Origin of the sequence: Tamlana crocina, from assembly GCA_040429635.1 — a bacterium.
GTDB lineage: Bacteria > Bacteroidota > Bacteroidia > Flavobacteriales > Flavobacteriaceae > Flavisericum > Flavisericum crocinum.
Window position 1 is genome coordinate 3,630,503 of sequence record CP158972.1, and the last position, 15,531, is coordinate 3,646,033.

Annotated in this window: 19 protein-coding genes; 15 read left to right on the forward strand and 4 right to left on the reverse strand. The window is 39.4% G+C overall.

Annotation, left to right across the window (positions count from 1 at the left end):
• Positions 1-33: 33 nt before the first annotated feature.
• The 3 genes from nhaB to ABI125_15820 all read right to left on the reverse strand — a co-directional run bounded on the left by nhaB (position 34) and on the right by ABI125_15820 (position 3,971).
• Positions 34-1,509 (reverse strand): sodium/proton antiporter NhaB, encoded by a 1,476-nt coding sequence (gene nhaB / locus ABI125_15810; GenBank protein ID XCF06171.1) that lies wholly within the window; start codon positions 1,507-1,509, stop codon positions 34-36.
• Positions 1,510-1,518: 9 nt separating this feature from the next.
• A complete protein-coding gene (locus ABI125_15815; protein XCF06172.1) occupies positions 1,519-2,745 on the reverse strand; it encodes a Glu/Leu/Phe/Val dehydrogenase dimerization domain-containing protein in 1,227 nt (408 codons plus the stop codon).
• Between the two features lie 161 nt (positions 2,746-2,906).
• Positions 2,907-3,971: an anhydro-N-acetylmuramic acid kinase gene (locus ABI125_15820; GenBank protein ID XCF06173.1), complete on the reverse strand. Its 1,065-nt coding sequence runs from the start codon at positions 3,969-3,971 to the stop codon at positions 2,907-2,909.
• A gap of 93 nt (positions 3,972-4,064) precedes the next feature.
• On the opposite strand from ABI125_15820, the gene ABI125_15825 reads away from it, so the two are divergent.
• From ABI125_15825 to ABI125_15895, 15 genes are all read left to right on the forward strand, one after another.
• The gene (locus tag ABI125_15825) at positions 4,065-5,207 is read left to right on the forward strand and encodes an acyl-CoA dehydrogenase (GenBank protein ID XCF06174.1); all 1,143 of its coding nucleotides are present in this window, start codon (positions 4,065-4,067) and stop codon (positions 5,205-5,207) included.
• A 200-nt stretch (positions 5,208-5,407) separates the two neighbouring features.
• The gene (locus ABI125_15830) at positions 5,408-5,545 is read left to right on the forward strand and encodes a hypothetical protein (protein XCF06175.1); all 138 of its coding nucleotides are present in this window, start codon (positions 5,408-5,410) and stop codon (positions 5,543-5,545) included.
• A gap of 66 nt (positions 5,546-5,611) precedes the next feature.
• Positions 5,612-6,118 (forward strand): hypothetical protein, encoded by a 507-nt coding sequence (locus ABI125_15835; GenBank protein XCF06176.1) that lies wholly within the window; start codon positions 5,612-5,614, stop codon positions 6,116-6,118.
• A gap of 102 nt (positions 6,119-6,220) precedes the next feature.
• On the forward strand, positions 6,221-6,460 hold the full coding sequence (locus ABI125_15840; protein XCF06177.1) for a CopG family transcriptional regulator: 240 nt from the start codon (positions 6,221-6,223) through the stop codon (positions 6,458-6,460).
• Complete coding sequence (locus ABI125_15845) at positions 6,453-6,725, forward strand: type II toxin-antitoxin system RelE/ParE family toxin (protein ID XCF06178.1); 273 nt, start codon at positions 6,453-6,455, stop codon at positions 6,723-6,725. Before ABI125_15840 ends, ABI125_15845 begins: the two co-directional genes overlap by 8 nt.
• Positions 6,726-6,753: 28 nt before the next feature.
• Entirely contained in the window at positions 6,754-6,951 is a 198-nt protein-coding gene (locus ABI125_15850; GenBank protein ID XCF06179.1) for a hypothetical protein, read from the forward strand.
• A gap of 315 nt (positions 6,952-7,266) precedes the next feature.
• Positions 7,267-7,602 (forward strand): arsenosugar biosynthesis-associated peroxidase-like protein, encoded by a 336-nt coding sequence (locus ABI125_15855; GenBank protein XCF06180.1) that lies wholly within the window; start codon positions 7,267-7,269, stop codon positions 7,600-7,602.
• Positions 7,603-7,682: 80 nt separating this feature from the next.
• The gene (arsS, locus tag ABI125_15860; protein XCF06181.1) at positions 7,683-8,735 is read left to right on the forward strand and encodes an arsenosugar biosynthesis radical SAM (seleno)protein ArsS; all 1,053 of its coding nucleotides are present in this window, start codon (positions 7,683-7,685) and stop codon (positions 8,733-8,735) included.
• Positions 8,736-8,748: 13 nt separating this feature from the next.
• A complete protein-coding gene (locus ABI125_15865) occupies positions 8,749-9,378 on the forward strand; it encodes a TIGR04282 family arsenosugar biosynthesis glycosyltransferase (GenBank protein XCF06182.1) in 630 nt (209 codons plus the stop codon).
• On the forward strand, positions 9,371-10,183 hold the full coding sequence (locus ABI125_15870; GenBank protein ID XCF06183.1) for a purine-nucleoside phosphorylase: 813 nt from the start codon (positions 9,371-9,373) through the stop codon (positions 10,181-10,183). Before ABI125_15865 ends, ABI125_15870 begins: the two co-directional genes overlap by 8 nt.
• A gap of 84 nt (positions 10,184-10,267) precedes the next feature.
• Entirely contained in the window at positions 10,268-11,236 is a 969-nt protein-coding gene (gene arsM / locus ABI125_15875) for an arsenosugar biosynthesis arsenite methyltransferase ArsM (GenBank protein XCF06184.1), read from the forward strand.
• A gap of 10 nt (positions 11,237-11,246) precedes the next feature.
• Positions 11,247-12,422 carry an MFS transporter gene (locus tag ABI125_15880; protein XCF06185.1) on the forward strand — a complete coding sequence of 392 codons (1,176 nt, stop codon included), beginning with the start codon at positions 11,247-11,249 and terminating at the stop codon, positions 12,420-12,422.
• Positions 12,423-12,430: 8 nt separating this feature from the next.
• Positions 12,431-13,318, forward strand: coding sequence for a sterol desaturase family protein (locus ABI125_15885; GenBank protein ID XCF06186.1), 888 nt, complete (start codon positions 12,431-12,433; stop codon positions 13,316-13,318).
• Entirely contained in the window at positions 13,315-14,016 is a 702-nt protein-coding gene (locus ABI125_15890; GenBank protein XCF06187.1) for a DUF547 domain-containing protein, read from the forward strand. The genes ABI125_15885 and ABI125_15890 overlap by 4 nt, the downstream gene beginning before the upstream one ends.
• 9 nt (positions 14,017-14,025) lie before the next feature.
• Positions 14,026-14,748: a TIGR04283 family arsenosugar biosynthesis glycosyltransferase gene (locus ABI125_15895; protein XCF06188.1), complete on the forward strand. Its 723-nt coding sequence runs from the start codon at positions 14,026-14,028 to the stop codon at positions 14,746-14,748.
• Here ABI125_15895 and ABI125_15900 read toward each other — a convergent pair.
• Complete coding sequence (locus tag ABI125_15900; GenBank protein ID XCF06189.1) at positions 14,745-15,476, reverse strand: metallophosphoesterase family protein; 732 nt, start codon at positions 15,474-15,476, stop codon at positions 14,745-14,747. The two genes, ABI125_15895 and ABI125_15900, sit on opposite strands and share 4 nt — an antisense overlap.
• Positions 15,477-15,531 lie beyond the last annotated feature (55 nt).

A 15,531-nucleotide genomic window follows, 5' to 3' on the forward strand; every position in this document is an offset into this window, starting at 1 on the left:
TTTAATATAGGTAACGAAAAATTACTGGGTAAATTATACTAATACCATTTTTACCATAATATATCCCAATCCTCCTAAAACTATGGTATAAGGCAAGGCCATTTTTACCATTTTCCCATAGGACAGATTAATAAGTGGTGCTAAAGTTGACGTTAACAAGAACAAAAACGCGGCCTGTCCGTTTGGTGTTGCCACACTAGGCAAGTTAGTACCTGTGTTAATGGCTATGGCCAATTTTTCGAAATGCTCTCTATCGATAGCGCCACTTTTAAAAGCCTCCTGTACTTCACCAATATAAACGGTTGCCACAAAAACGTTATCACTAATAGCAGAAAGCACCCCGTTGGCTAAGTAGAATAATCCTGGTTGTGAAGCTGGATTTTGCTCTAATGCCCAGTGAATAATAGGGCTGAACAAGTGCTGATCGTGAATCATGGCCACAATCACAAAGAATACAACCAAAAGACCCGTAAATGGCAATGCTTCCTCGAAGGCATGACCTAATTGGTGCTCGTCAATAATCCCAATGAAAGCTGTTTGGAAAATAATCAATGCCAAACCAATAAAACCTACTGGTGCCAAATGCAATGCTAAACCAGTAATTAGTAATACAGCTGCAATGCCTTGCACCTTTAAAGCATACTTTTCCTTATCGGTACGGATACGGTCCTGTTCTTCTGTATAATTCTTAATGATGTTGTCCACAACAGGTGGCAATTTAGCACCAAAACCAAAAGCACCTGTTAGTTCTAAAACTACGGTTGTTGCCATACCTGCAAACAATACCGGAATGGTAATGGGCGCCATCTTTAAGAAAAACTGAATAAAGTCCCAACCCATACGTTCACCAATCAATAAGTTTTGTGGTTCACCTACCAAAGTACAAACCCCTCCAAGAGCCGTACCTACCACACCGTGCATAACCAAACTACGCAAAAAGCTTCGGAATTGCTCTAAAGTGTCACCACTAAGTTCTTTTTTATCTATTACACCACTATCATTAAAATCAGCTGTTTCGCTCGAATGAATTTTGTGGTAAACACCATAAAACCCAACGGCAACACTAATTAAAACGGCCGTTACCGTTAATGCATCCAAAAAAGCCGACAATACTGCCGACAAAAACACAAACAGCAACGATAGCACCAATTTCGATTTTATTTTGGTGAACACCTTACTGAAAATATACATTAACAGTGGCTTCATAAAATAAATACCGGCTACCATAAACACAAGTAGCAAGATTACTTCTAAGTTTTGATCCACTTCATGGTAAGCATTATGCGGTGTTGTTAGGCCCAGTACTAACGCTTCAATGGCCAGTAAACCACCCGATTGCAATGGGTAACACTTTAGCGCCATGGCCAAAGTAAAAATGAATTCACCAATAAATATCCAAGAGGTTACCGTTTTCCCCAGTACATAAAAGGAAAACACATTGAAGATTAAAAAACTGATCATGGTTAACTTAAACCATTTGGGACTGTTGCCTAAAAAGTATTTCAACATAGCTTTAATTTAAATAAGTTGGTTAAGCGCTATTTGATATGCGGTAGCGCTCATTCCTGTTTTTGATTTATTGTTATTGTAAATATTTTGTATTGCTTCTTTAATTCGTTTTGAAGTATCATAAAAAATGGCCTCATCGGTCATTTGCACTTTACGCTCCATAAAATAGGCAAACACCCTGGCCATACCACAGTTTGAAATAAAATCGGGAATTAAGCTTACTTTGTAATCAGTATGTTCCATTATTGGCCCAAAGAAAATTTCCTTATCGGCAAAAGGTACATTAGCTCCGCAAGATATCACCTCTAAACCACTATCAATCATTTTGTCTATTTGATGGATGGTTATTAATCGCGATGCCGCACAAGGCGCAAAGATTTCGGTTTGCAACGACCATATTTTTTTATTGATTTCCGTAAACGGAATTAAATTTTCGGCGACTAATGTATTTCCTTTTTTGGCAAGAAACAAATCCTTTATCTCTTCAAACGAAAAACCATCCTCATTTATCAATCCGCCACCAGCATCGATTATCCCTACAATCTTGGCTCCCATTTGAGACAAATAAAACGCTGCAGCCGCTCCCACATTTCCAAAACCCTGTACAACGGCGCGTTTTCCAACTACCGACCCGCCGTAAATATGGTAATATTGCTTTACGGCCTCGGCCACCCCAAAACCGGTAATCATATCGGCAATGGTATATTTCCTAGACACATTGGGCGAGTAATCTGGGTTTTCAATCACCTTAATCACTCCTTGGCGTAACTGTCCAATTCTATTTATTTTATCGGCTTCGGTTGGCTTAAAATGCCCATTGAATACCCCTTCCTGCGGATGCCAAACACCGCTCTCCTCAGTGATGGGTATCACCTCGTGGGTTTCATCAACATTTAAATCGCCACCCGTGCCGTAATAGCTTTTCAATAAAGGAGACACTGCTGCGTACCAACGCTCCAACACCCCTTTTTTCCTAGGGTCGTTCGGGTTGAAATTAATGCCCGATTTAGCACCTCCAATGGACGGACCGGAAACCGTAAATTTAATTTCCATGGTTTTTGCCAGCGACAGCACCTCGTTCATATCCAGCCCTTCACGCATTCGTGTTCCTCCGCCAGCAGCACCGCCCCGTAATGAATTGATTACTGTCCAACCTTCAGCTTCCGTTTCCGGATCCTTCCAGTTAAAAACAATTTCGGGAGCTTTATTTTCGTACTTTTTTAATAATTCTTTCATTTCTATGTTTTTGAATCTTTTTGTGCATAATGTGTTTTGTTTTCCTGAAAAGTTTAGCAAAACGCAGCTACAATTGATTCATTTTTATAGAAAGTTTAAATTAAATTGCAACAAATATAACAAACTAAAAGCCCCCGTGGATATTAAATTTTCATAAAGTTTTAAGACCAAAAAATCTTACCTGAACTGTGATTTTTTAACGCACCGGTTACGCTTTTAAGGCAATTGACTTCGTTGCGCAGTTTTAACACACCCAGAAACCCAAATATGAGAGCTTCCTTAAATTCGACCAACTTCTTTTCGGGAATGACTATTTTTTGGCTGGAAAGCGACCGAATTCTGTCCACTAAACATTGATTGTAAGCACCGCCGCCGGTAATTAAAACGGTAGCTTCTTTTTTTGAAGTGACTTCTGAAGTGATTTGAATCGCGATATGCTCTACAACCGTTCTCAGAATATTTTTTATTTCCAAATCATAGCCATCAATTACAGGGAGGATTTCTTTTTTCACCCATTCCAAACCCAAAGATTTCGGTGGATTTTCAGCATAAAACTGAAGCCTATTCAATTCTTCTAAAAGCGAAGTATTTATGTTTCCCGTTGAAGCGATTTTTCCGCCGTCATCAAAATCAAGATTCAATTTTCGAACATAGTGGTTCAACACGATGTTTACGGGACAAATATCGTAAGCAATCCGTTCTTCATGAATTTCGGTGGAAATATTGGCAAAACCGCCCAAGTTCAAACAATAATCAAATTCTGAAAACAACAATCGGTCGCCAATCGGAACCAACGGTGCTCCCTGTCCGCCCAGCTCCACATCCTGTACCCTAAAATCGCACACCACCGTTTCGTTCAACAATTTGGCCAATTTAGGAAGATTCCCAATTTGAAGTGTGAGTTTTTTTTCGGGTTGATGCAATGCCGTATGCCCGTGCGAACATACCGCGTCAAGGTTTTCTATTTCATGCTTTTGTATAAATGTTTTAATAACACCCGCCAAATATTCGGTGTAATCGGCATCAATTTTAGACAGTTCTTCCATTGAGCACGACACTAACGTCGCTAATGTTTCCTGCCATTTTTCAGGGTACGGAAGTGTTTCCGAATTCAGCATTTCAAAACGCCATAACCCATCAAAATAAAATTTGACCTCAACCAAATCGATGCCATCCAACGAGGTGCCAGACATGACCCCTACAACGTGATATTCATTTTTTACCATACCCGACAAAAATAACAAAGCGATTAAATAATTAACAACAAAAAGTTATATTTACAGATAATTTTCAGTGAAAACGCAAAAATTTTATCAATTATGAATTTCAACCTTTCCGAAGAACATAAATTAATTCGTGATGCCGCTCGCGATTTTGCCCAAAACGAATTACTGCCCGGCGTTATTGAGCGCGATGAAAAACAACATTTCCCAAAAGAATTAGTCAAAAAAATGGGGGATTTGGGTTTTATGGGCGTTATGGTCGACCCGAAATACGGCGGCAGCGGCATGGACACGATTTCGTATGTGTTGATCATGGAAGAGTTATCTAAAATTGACGCCTCGGCCTCGGTGATTGTTTCGGTTAATAATTCGTTGGTATGCTACGGTTTAGAAGCCTACGGTACCGAAGAACAGAAAGAGAAATACCTCACCAAGCTGGCCACTGGCGAATTTGTTGGCGCTTTCTGTTTAAGCGAACCCGAAGCGGGCAGCGATGCTACTTCGCAACGCACCACGGCTATCGACAAAGGCGACCACTACCTCATTAACGGCACCAAAAACTGGATTACCAATGGCGGCCGCGCCGATGTATATATCGTGATTGCGCAAACCGACCGCGACAAAGGTTCGCACGGCATCAACGCGTTTATTATTGAAAAAGGCATCGAAGGGTTTCACATTGGTCCGAAAGAAGATAAATTGGGCATCCGTGGCAGCGACACGCATACACTACAGTTTAATGATGTAAAAGTGCCAAAAACGCAACGTATTGGCCCCAATGGTTCGGGATTCCGATTTGCGATGAAAACCCTTTCTGGCGGACGTATTGGTATTGCGGCACAGGCTTTGGGCATTGCCGGCGGGGCTTACGAACTCGCCCTTAAATATTCGAAACAACGGAAAGCTTTTGGTACCGAAATTTGCAATCACCAAGCCATTGCGTTTAAGTTGGCCGATATGTACACCGATATTGAGGCCGCCCGAATGTTGGTCATGAAAGCGGCATGGGACAAAGACCAAGGCCAAAGCTACGACAAAAGCAGTGCCATGGCCAAACTGTACGCTTCGCAAGTAGCTATGGACCACACCGTTGAAGCCGTTCAAATACACGGCGGTAACGGTTTTGTTAAGGAATACCACGTGGAACGCCTCATGCGCGATGCTAAAATCACCCAGATTTATGAGGGCACTTCTGAAATACAGAAAATTGTGATTTCGCGGAGTTTGATTCGGGAGTAGGGTTTTATAAGTGAAATACTACCATCCTTTAGACACACAAAATAAAATGGGAGCATTCAAAAACATTTTTAAAAAGAATTTTGCAAAACCTGAGTTTGACTTTATAAAGTCTTATGAACATAAAGACAAATATTTTTCAAGAATAAAAAAATGGAATTGGATTAATTCTGAGCAGATATAATTGATTGAAAAAGATAAAAATGGAAATATCAGATGATTTGGACAAATTTATGACGGAAACCCTTTGGAGCCTGAAAACCGACCTAAATGCTATTGAATTTACTGATTCACAAGTTGAACTGAAACCTGAACATAAAAACCCACTTAAAAAACAATAAAACAAAGCTCAACAATTAATAGTCTCAACTGTCCACTATACTAAAAACACTTCCACCAATTCTCAAATGAAAAGATTAGCATTAACTATAATTATATTAACCATTTCTTGTAAAAAAAATATTGAAATCGACGAAAAGGGAATTTTTATAAAAGGAGGTATTAGAAGTGAAATTGTTATATCCAAAATAAAAGACAATACCTTTAATAACACCAACAATCAATTCCCACATCTTTACTCCGTTAAAGAAAAAGCTAGACTAAAAATAAAAGGCAAAAACATAACTTCTTTTTACGAAAACGGTGAAGAAAAACACCTTCTAAATGGACAACATTTTGATTATAAAAACCAATTAAATTTTCACTCCATAAACAAATATTATTACTGGATTCTGGAAAAACCTAATGACAGCAATCTCCAACACCATTTTCCGTTCGAATTTGAACGTAATTACTGGTATTCAATTAGAGATATCCGTTTTCAAGGCTGGGATTGTTACTTAAATTTTTACATAAATAACAATGGAGAGTTTGAATATGATGACCTAAAACACATTAACGTAAGCCCCATATAACCCTTAGCTTAGCCACAACATCACGTAAATCAGCAATTAACCATAAAAACCAACTTGTTAATGATTCATTTTTGGTGTATATTTACATCAAAACTCAAAGTCATGGCACGACAAAGTATTTCATTTACCAAACCGAACGACGATTGGCTAAAAGACCAAGTGGACAACAAAGAATATTCCAGCAAAAGCGAATTGGTAAACGACTTGATAAGGCAAGCCCGAAAGCAACAAGCGGAAATCGATTGGATTCGCGCCAAATTGGATAAAGCCGAAAAAAACGGATTTACCGAAGACAGCAAAGACGACATTTTAGCCCAATCAAAGTCTTTGCTAAATGGCTAAATACCGGCTGAGCAATGAAGCCAAAAATGACTTAATCCGTATTCATCATTACGATGTCAAAAAGTTTGGAACACATCAAGCCGACAAATATTTTGAATCCTTTTTCAAATACTTCGACATTATTGCGGAACGGCCGTTTTCCTTCGAGTCCTTTGATTATCTCAAAAAAGGATACAGACGCTGTGTTTGCGGAGTGGACAGTATTTATTTCAAAATGAATGACAACACGGTAGAAATCATGCTATTGTGGAACGACAAGACTTGAACGAAAAACTGTAAAATCAATTTTACGAATGACCAAAATCACGACCAAACCAAACTGCGGCAATTCTCCAAAGCAGGAATTCCTAAAAGACATCAATATCGCTTTTGCTCAAGGTCATTCCAATCTATTGATTGAAAGTGCTGCTGACGACATCGTTTGGGAGATTGTTGGCGACAAAACCATTAAAGGCATAGCCCATTTTACTAATGAACTAAAAACCATGTAAGCTGCCAAGGCTAAAGAACTTATTCTGGAGCGCATCATTACATACGGTAAAGAAGGCGCCGTAAGCGGTATTCTGAAAATGGAAAACGGCAACAGTTATGCCTTTTAAGATTTCTATGAATTCAGCAGCATAAAAAAGTTATAAAACAAAACCGACAACCTGTTGGTTTCTAAACCCATAACACTTACAACAAGTTCAACCGCTTCCTTCTTTCTAAATTCAAAATAGCAAAAAACCACCCGTTTCTGTTAAGTCTTTCTAAAACTGCCGACCTATTGTCTACATATTTATATATTTAGTCTAAAAAACTAACCCATGCAAAAAACATACTACGATCCTTCCGATTTAAAAAAATTCGGAAAAATTAGCGAGTGGAGTCCCGAGTTGGGCGAAAAATTCTTCGAGTATTACAACTCGGTTTTTAAAGAAGGTGCACTCACCGAACGCGAAAAATCATTAATCGCCCTTGCTGTGGCGCACACCGAGCAATGCCCTTATTGCATCGATGCCTACACACAAGACGGACTGCAACGTGGCATTACCAAAGAAGAAATGATGGAAGCCCTGCACGTTGGCGCGGCCATTAAAGGTGGTGCATCGCTGGTTCACGGCGTGCAAATGATGAATAAAGTGAATAAGTTGGATATGTAAATCGAATTACGATTTGAGAATTATGATTTCAGAATGCTTTCTAAATCGTATATCTTAAATCGTATGTCGTAAATTGAAATATGATCAAATCCCTACACAAGCGCAACAGCGATTTAGCAAAAAGCAACAAACAGTTGGAAATCTTATCGAACGGTATATTTCAAAATGGCGATTTGCCAACTTTTAAAGATAAAATTTCCGAGACGAACCAATTTCCGTTAAAAGCAAAAAAACTGGAAATCCTTCAAATAAATGTAGGTTATATGTGCAACCAAGTTTGTACGCATTGCCACGTTGATGCTGGGCCAGACCGCAAAGAAATCATGACGCGCGACACCATGCAGCAATGTTTGGAAGTGATAAAAAACACGAGCGCACATACTTTAGATTTAACCGGCGGTGCTCCAGAAATGAATCCCAATTTTAGGTGGTTTGTTGAAGAAGCTTCAAAAGCGGGCATCAAAGATTTTATTGTACGCTCCAACCTCACCATCATCCGCGCCAATAAAAAATATTACGATTTACCCGATTTTTTTAAAAAACACAATGTACACGTTGTGAGCTCGATGCCACACTGGACACGCGGAAAAACCGACAAACAGCGTGGCGATGGTGTTTTCAACGCCTCTGTCGAAGCTTTAAAAATGCTGAACGATGTTGGCTATGGCATGCCCAATAGCAACTTAAAATTGGATTTAGTTTACAATCCCTCCGGTGCGTTTTTGCCAGCCAATCAAACTACAATGGAAAAAGATTTTAAAAAGGCTTTAAAGGAAGATTTCAATATTCAATTTCATAATTTATTCGCTATCACCAACCTACCCATTTCCAGATTTTTAGATTATTTGATTGCTTCTGAAAACTACGAAGATTATATGTACGCTTTGGTTGAGGCTTACAATCCGGCTGCGGTAAAAAACGTGATGTGCACAAACACCCTTTCCGTAAGTTGGGACGGCTATTTATACGATTGTGATTTTAACCAAATGCTGGAATTACCCGTAAACAGTAAGGTTAAGCACATTTCAGATTTCAATGAAGACCTATTGGAAGGACGCAACATTGTTATTTCACAACACTGCTACGGTTGCACGGCTGGCGCCGGAAGCAGTTGCCAAGGTTCGGTAGCTTAATTTCAGAAGAAGTATGAAAAAAGAACTGGTTATTGTTTTTGTAAAAAACACCCAACTTGGCAAAGTAAAGACCCGATTAGCCAAAACCATTGGCGATGAAGCCGCTCTAACCGTCTATTCTGAATTAGTTAAAGTGACTGAAAACGCCGTAAAACATTTGGATGCCGACGTTCAAATTCATTTTTCAAAACACATTGAAAAACTCGGTTGGAATGGATTTTTAAAAACTATTCAACAAGGTGAAGATTTGGGCGAACGCATGTACAATGCTTTTCAAAATGGTTTTTCAGAAGGTTATGAGCGTATTGTACTCATTGGTTCCGATTTACCCGATATTTCAGAAAAACACATCTGCCAAGCTTTTGAAAGATTAAAAGAAAACAATGCTGTTTTTGGCCCTGCCGAAGATGGCGGCTATTACCTTGTAGGACTCAACCAAATGCGCCGTTCCATTTTTGAAAACAAACCATGGAGCCAGCCTCAACTCTTAGCAGAAACCACCACAGAACTAAAGCAAAACAACATAAGTTTTACTACTTTAGAAACCTTAAACGATATTGATACTTTTGAAGATTTAGTGACTTCAAAATTTTATCAAAACAACAACGCATTACAAGAAAAAATCAAGCAAATCCATGATTAAGTTTATAGAAGAAACAGTTGATTACTTGCAAAATAGAGGTTTTGAAAACCCAGAAATCGGAATCATTCTCGGTACCGGTTTGGGGCAACTCATCAACGAGATAGAAATTATTAAAGAGGCAAGCTACAACCACATTCCCAATTTCCCAACAGCCACTGTCGAATTTCATAAAGGCAAACTCATTTACGGTGTTTTAGCCGGAAAAAAAGTAGTGGTGATGCAAGGTCGTTTTCATCTTTACGAAGGCTACACCTTGCAGGATGTAACCTTTCCTGTTCGCATCATGGAAAAGCTGGGCATAAAAACACTTTTGGTATCTAACGCTGCTGGCGCAATCAACCTCAACTTTAAAAAAGGAGAACTTATGCTTATTGAAGACCATATTAACCTTCAGGGCAGTTCGCCATTGGCCTTTAAAGGTGTGAGTCTTTTAGGCGAACGCTTTACCGATATGAGTGCACCGTACGATGCCAAAATCAATGCCACTTTTAAAGACATCGCAAAAAGCAACGACATTACTCTACACGAAGGCGTGTACGCCAGTGTTGTAGGGCCTCAACTGGAAACCCGTGCCGAATACCGCATGCTAAAAATCATTGGCGCCGATGCCGTAGGTATGAGTACCGTTCCGGAAATTATTGTGGCCAACCATTTAAACTTAAGGGTAGCAGCCGTATCGGTTTTAACCGATGAATGCGACCCAGACAACCTGGAACCCGTTGACATAAAAGACATTATTTCCAGTGCAGAAAAAGCTGAGCCGCAAATGGTAACATTATTTAAAGCATTAATAGAAACACTTTGATAACAGGCATTCGACGGTATGCAGTAGGCGTCAAAAAAAGCGCTGGATACTGTGACTGGATACTGCCACTGAAGACTGAAAAACATGAGCTACCTAGAAACCACCCACAACGTTTACAAAGAAGCCGCACTAACCCCAGACGTTGGGCTGTGCTGTACCACCAACCCTATTTGGGAATTGCCCGGATTAAAAATTCCGAAAATCATGCAAGAAATGAACTATGGCTGCGGCTCAACGGTTCATGCCAGAGATTTATCGAACAATCCCAAAATGCTTTATGTGGGCGTGGGCGGCGGCATGGAATTGCTTCAGTTCGCTTATTTCAACCGAACAAAAAACGGTGTTGTTGGCATTGATGTGGTTGATGAAATGCTGGAAGCTTCCCGTAAGAATTTTGCTGAGGCCGAAGAACTTAATCCGTGGTTTAAAAGCGAGTTTGTCGATTTAAAAAAAGGCGATGCACTCAACCTTCCCGTTGAAGACAACAGCATCGACGTGGGTGCTCAAAACTGCCTATTCAATATTTTTAAAACCGATGACTTAAAAAAAGCTATTGCCGAAATGTACCGCGTTTTAAAACCACATGGCAAATTGGTAATGAGCGACCCCACTTGCGAACAGCCCATGAACGACACCCTTCGCAACGACGAAAGGCTACGTGCCCTGTGTTTAAGTGGCAGTTTACCCATTGCCGATTATGTAAAAATGCTCACCGATGCAGGTTTTGGCACTATTGAAATCCGTGCCCGTAAGCCCTATCGTATTCTCGACCCAAAACACTACCCAACAGACGAGTTGATTTATATCGAATCCATTGAAGTGGCCGCCATAAAAGACCCTATGCCTGAAGATGGACCTTGTGTTTTCACGGGAAAAGCGGCGATTTACTTTGGCACCGAAGATTATTTTGATGACAAAAAAGGACACGTTTTACTGAAAAACCAACCCTTAGCGGTGTGCGACAAAACCGCCGGGGCTTTAGCGGCGTTAAACAGAGACGATATTTTTATTAGTGAATCTACCTTCCATTATGATGGTGGTGGGTGTTGCTAAACTTTAAACCATGCCTAGCTCCAAAAAAACATTAGCTTTAATTGTTTTAGCTCAGTTTTGCTGCACTTCGCTTTGGTTTGCTAGCAATGGTGTGATAAAAAATGTGATTTCAGAATTTAACCTGAACGAAAACGCCTTAGGTCATTTAACCTCGGCCATACAGTTTGGGTTTATTGTGGGCACATTAATATTTGCCGTATTTACTATTTCCGATAGGTTTTCGCCCTCAAAAGTATTTTTTGGTTCGGCCATTCTTGGCGCCCTATTCAACTTAGGCATATGTTGGCCAGAAAACAGCTTGATAAGCCTAATAATATTTCGTTTTTTAACGGGCTTTTTCTTGGCAGGAATTTACCCTGTAGGAATGAAAATTGCAGCCGATTATTTTGAAAAAGGCCTCGGAAAATCGCTCAGTTTTTTAGTCGGCGCCCTCGTTTTAGGCACTGCATTTCCGCATCTATTAAGTCAGTTTACAAATCCTAATATCTGGTACGCCGTTATTTTAGGTACTTCTGTACTATCAATTGTTGGAGGCACTTTAATCTTCACTTTGGTCCCCGATGGCCCAAATAGATTACCTAGCAAAACCCTTGATTTGACTTCCTTTGTTTCCATTTTTAGAAACAAACCATTCCGTTCAGCGGCCTTTGGTTACTTTGGGCACATGTGGGAACTTTATACCTTTTGGGCTTTTGTTCCGTTGGTTTTAAAATTTTACAACTCTCAATTCAAAAATGACTTAGACGTTTCGTTTTGGGCGTTTTTTATAATAGGCATTGGCAGTTTAGGCTGTGTTTTGGGCGGATTTCTGTCTGAAAAATTCAACGCTAAAATCATCAGCATTACGGCACTTTCACTTTCGGGGTTCTGTTGTTTGGTTTCGCCTTTTATATTTTCAGCGGCATCAAACACTTTACTTATTGCTGTCTTATTATTTTGGGGTGTCGCTGTTATTATAGATTCACCGCTGCTTTCCACATTAATTGCGCAAAACGCATCTCCAGACAAAAAAGGCACCGCGCTTACCATCGTAAACTGCATGGGCTATTGCATTACCATAGTAAGCATTCAACTAACCACTGTTTTTCTTGAATCCTATACCTTCATTTATATATTCAGCATTTTGGCCATTGGCCCCGTTTTTGGAGTAGTTTCATTGGTAAAAAACAAAGCCTTAAAAGGCTAATGAGCACTATGGAAAGGTATATTGAAATTATTTTGAACGCTTACAAAGGATACTGGAATTATCTAAAAAACGAGATATTCTTCCCAAACCATTGGGACAATTATTTTTATGGGTTAATTATCATTTCATTAGCCGTTTGGCTCTTGGAAATCATCTTTCCGTGGCGGAAGAAACAAGCCATCTTCAGAAAGGATTTTTGGCTCGATACCTTTTACATGTTTTTCAATTTCTTTTTACTGAACCTTATTGTCCTCATAGCCTTATCGAACACGGCCGAACATATGTTTAATGATATTTTAGGTGTTTTTGGATTGAGCATTTCCAACGTTCAACTTTTTGATGTGGATACACTACCCAAATGGCTGGGGTTGCTCATTTTCTTTTTAGTTTCCGATTTTGTTCAATGGAATACCCACCGCCTTTTACACCGCGTGCCTTTCTTATGGGAATTTCATAAAGTGCATCATTCGGTGAAACAAATGGGCTTTGCAGCACATTTACGCTACCATTGGATGGAACCCGTGGTTTACAAATCGGCACTTTATATTCCCATTGCCCTCATCGGCGGTTTTGATGCGCAAGATGTCGCAATAGTCCACTTTTTTGCCATTACCATTGGCCATCTAAACCACGCTAATTTAGGTTGGGATTACGGCATTTTTAAATACATTTTCAACAACCCGAAAATGCACATTTGGCACCACGCTAAAGCTTTGCCCGAACATGTTAGGTATGGTGTAAATTACGGACTAACCTTGAGTATTTGGGATTACCTCTTTAAAACCGACTATTTGCCGTATAGCGGAAAAGACATTGAATTGGGCTTTGAAGGCGACCATAATTTCCCAAAAAAATTTATGGAACAAGAGTTGTTTCCATTCACAAAAAAACAATGATTAAAAGATTACTGATTGGCTTTGCAATTTCTTTTGGGTTATTTGCCCAAGCACAACATTTTGACCACAGTAAATTTTCAGAACTCTTACAAGCCCATGTTTCGGAAGGTGGAAACGTAAACTACAGTACCATAAAAGCTAACCCCAATGTTTTAAACCAATATTTAGCTGAATTTTCAAAAGCGCATCCTACGGAATCGTGGCCTAAAAACGAAACCTTAGCCTATTGGATTAACGCTTACAATGCCTTTACCATCAAATTGATTATTGACAATTACCCCATAAAAAGCATTAAAGACCTTAAACATCCGTGGGACCAAAAATTTATTCCCATTAACGGAAAGTTACTTTCGCTCAACCATATTGAACATGACATTTTACGTAAAATGGGCGAACCTCGCATCCATTTTGCTATTGTTTGCGCCTCGCACTCTTGTCCGAAACTACAAAATGAAGCTTTTGTTCCTTCCCGCTTAGATAATCAGCTCACCCATGCGACTAAAACATTTTTAAACGACCCTGAAAAGAATGTCATCTCTAAAAATCTCATAGAACTTTCAAAAATCTTTAAATGGTTTAAAAAGGATTTTGAAGAAAACGGCTCTTTAATTGAATTTATAAGCCCATACACTGAAACTACTATTTCAAAAGCTGCAAAAATTAAATACAAAGACTACAATTGGACTTTAAATGAGTAAATTTACAATATGCACCTCATTTCAACCATTATTCCTGTTTTAAACGAAGCAGCCCATATTGGCCAATTATTAGATTATTTGGCTAAAAACGTAAAAAACAAAACCCATTTCGAAATTATAATTGTAGATGGCGGCAGTACCGACGGCACAGAAAAAGTTGTCCGTTCATTCATTGAAAATAACGGCACTAAAATTAGATTAACGCTTTTACATTCAGAAAAAGGTCGTGCCAAACAAATGAATTACGGCACACAGCACGCCCAAGGCAACATCCTTTATTTTTTGCATGCCGACTCGTTTCCGCCCAAACATTTCGACCAATTTATAGTCAATGAAATAAAAAGAGGCAATCCAGCAGGATGTTTTAGAATGCAATTCGACAGCAACCATTGGTGGCTACAATTGGCGAGTTGGCTCACGCAATTCAATTGGCGGGCTTGCCGCGGAGGCGACCAAAGTCAGTTTATCACTAAATCTCTGTTTAATGACATAGGCGGTTTTGATGAGCGCTACGTGATTTACGAAGACAATATTTTAATCAACGCCCTTTACGAGAGACAGCAATTTGTAGTGATTAATAAAAAACTGAAAACTTCAGCCAGAATGTACCGCAAGCACAGCATTTGGAAAGTACAATACCTCTATTGGTCTATTCACATCAAAAAATGGCTTGGTGCTGATGCTAATCAGCTTTACCAACATTATAAACGTCACCTTTCAACAAACAACTAGTCCTTGTTTCTTCCCTTTTCGTTGGGATACAAACAAGGCAAATTATCACTTTGCCAAAAGCTTTTAGTTTCGATATCCATGGCTGTTAATTTACCCTTAAAAGCTGCGCCCGTATCAACGTTCCATACGTTTGTGGCATTCATGGGTTTTTCAACACCAAAGTTTGTGGTTGGCGTGTGGCCAATATAAATTTCGTGGTAATGGGTCAGTCGTTTTGGAAACAATTCAGAATCCCTTTCAATACTTTTATCCATGGTCAAGGCCATTTCCCAAAGCGTTCTATCAAAATACAAAGTGGCTTGGAACACTTCTTTTTCAACCCCATGCATCGAAGTAAAACCAGCGTGTAGAAACAAGCGGTTTTTATCATCCAAATGATACATTTTTAGGTTTTCAAAAAAAGCTAAATGCTTTTGTTTATCCTCTTTTGAAAAACCAGAATAGCTTTCCATGGTTTCTTTTCCACCATGGATGTACCAAGTCATATCCACGCTTCCGTCGCGCAACCATTCCTCGCACCACACATCGTGGTTTCCTTTTATAAAGATACAATTGATTTTCTCAGAAAGTTCAATTAAAAACTGAATCACCTGTGCCGACTCGCTCCAACCATCTACATAGTCACCCATAAAAATAAGCGTGTCGCCATCTTTAATTTCCAATTTATTTAAAAGCTGAACCAAAGCTTTAAGTCCGCCATGAATATCTCCAATTGCTAATACCCGCATAATATTTTGTTTTCAGCAAAACTAAGGGTTTACCAGCAAAATAGTCAAGTGCAAT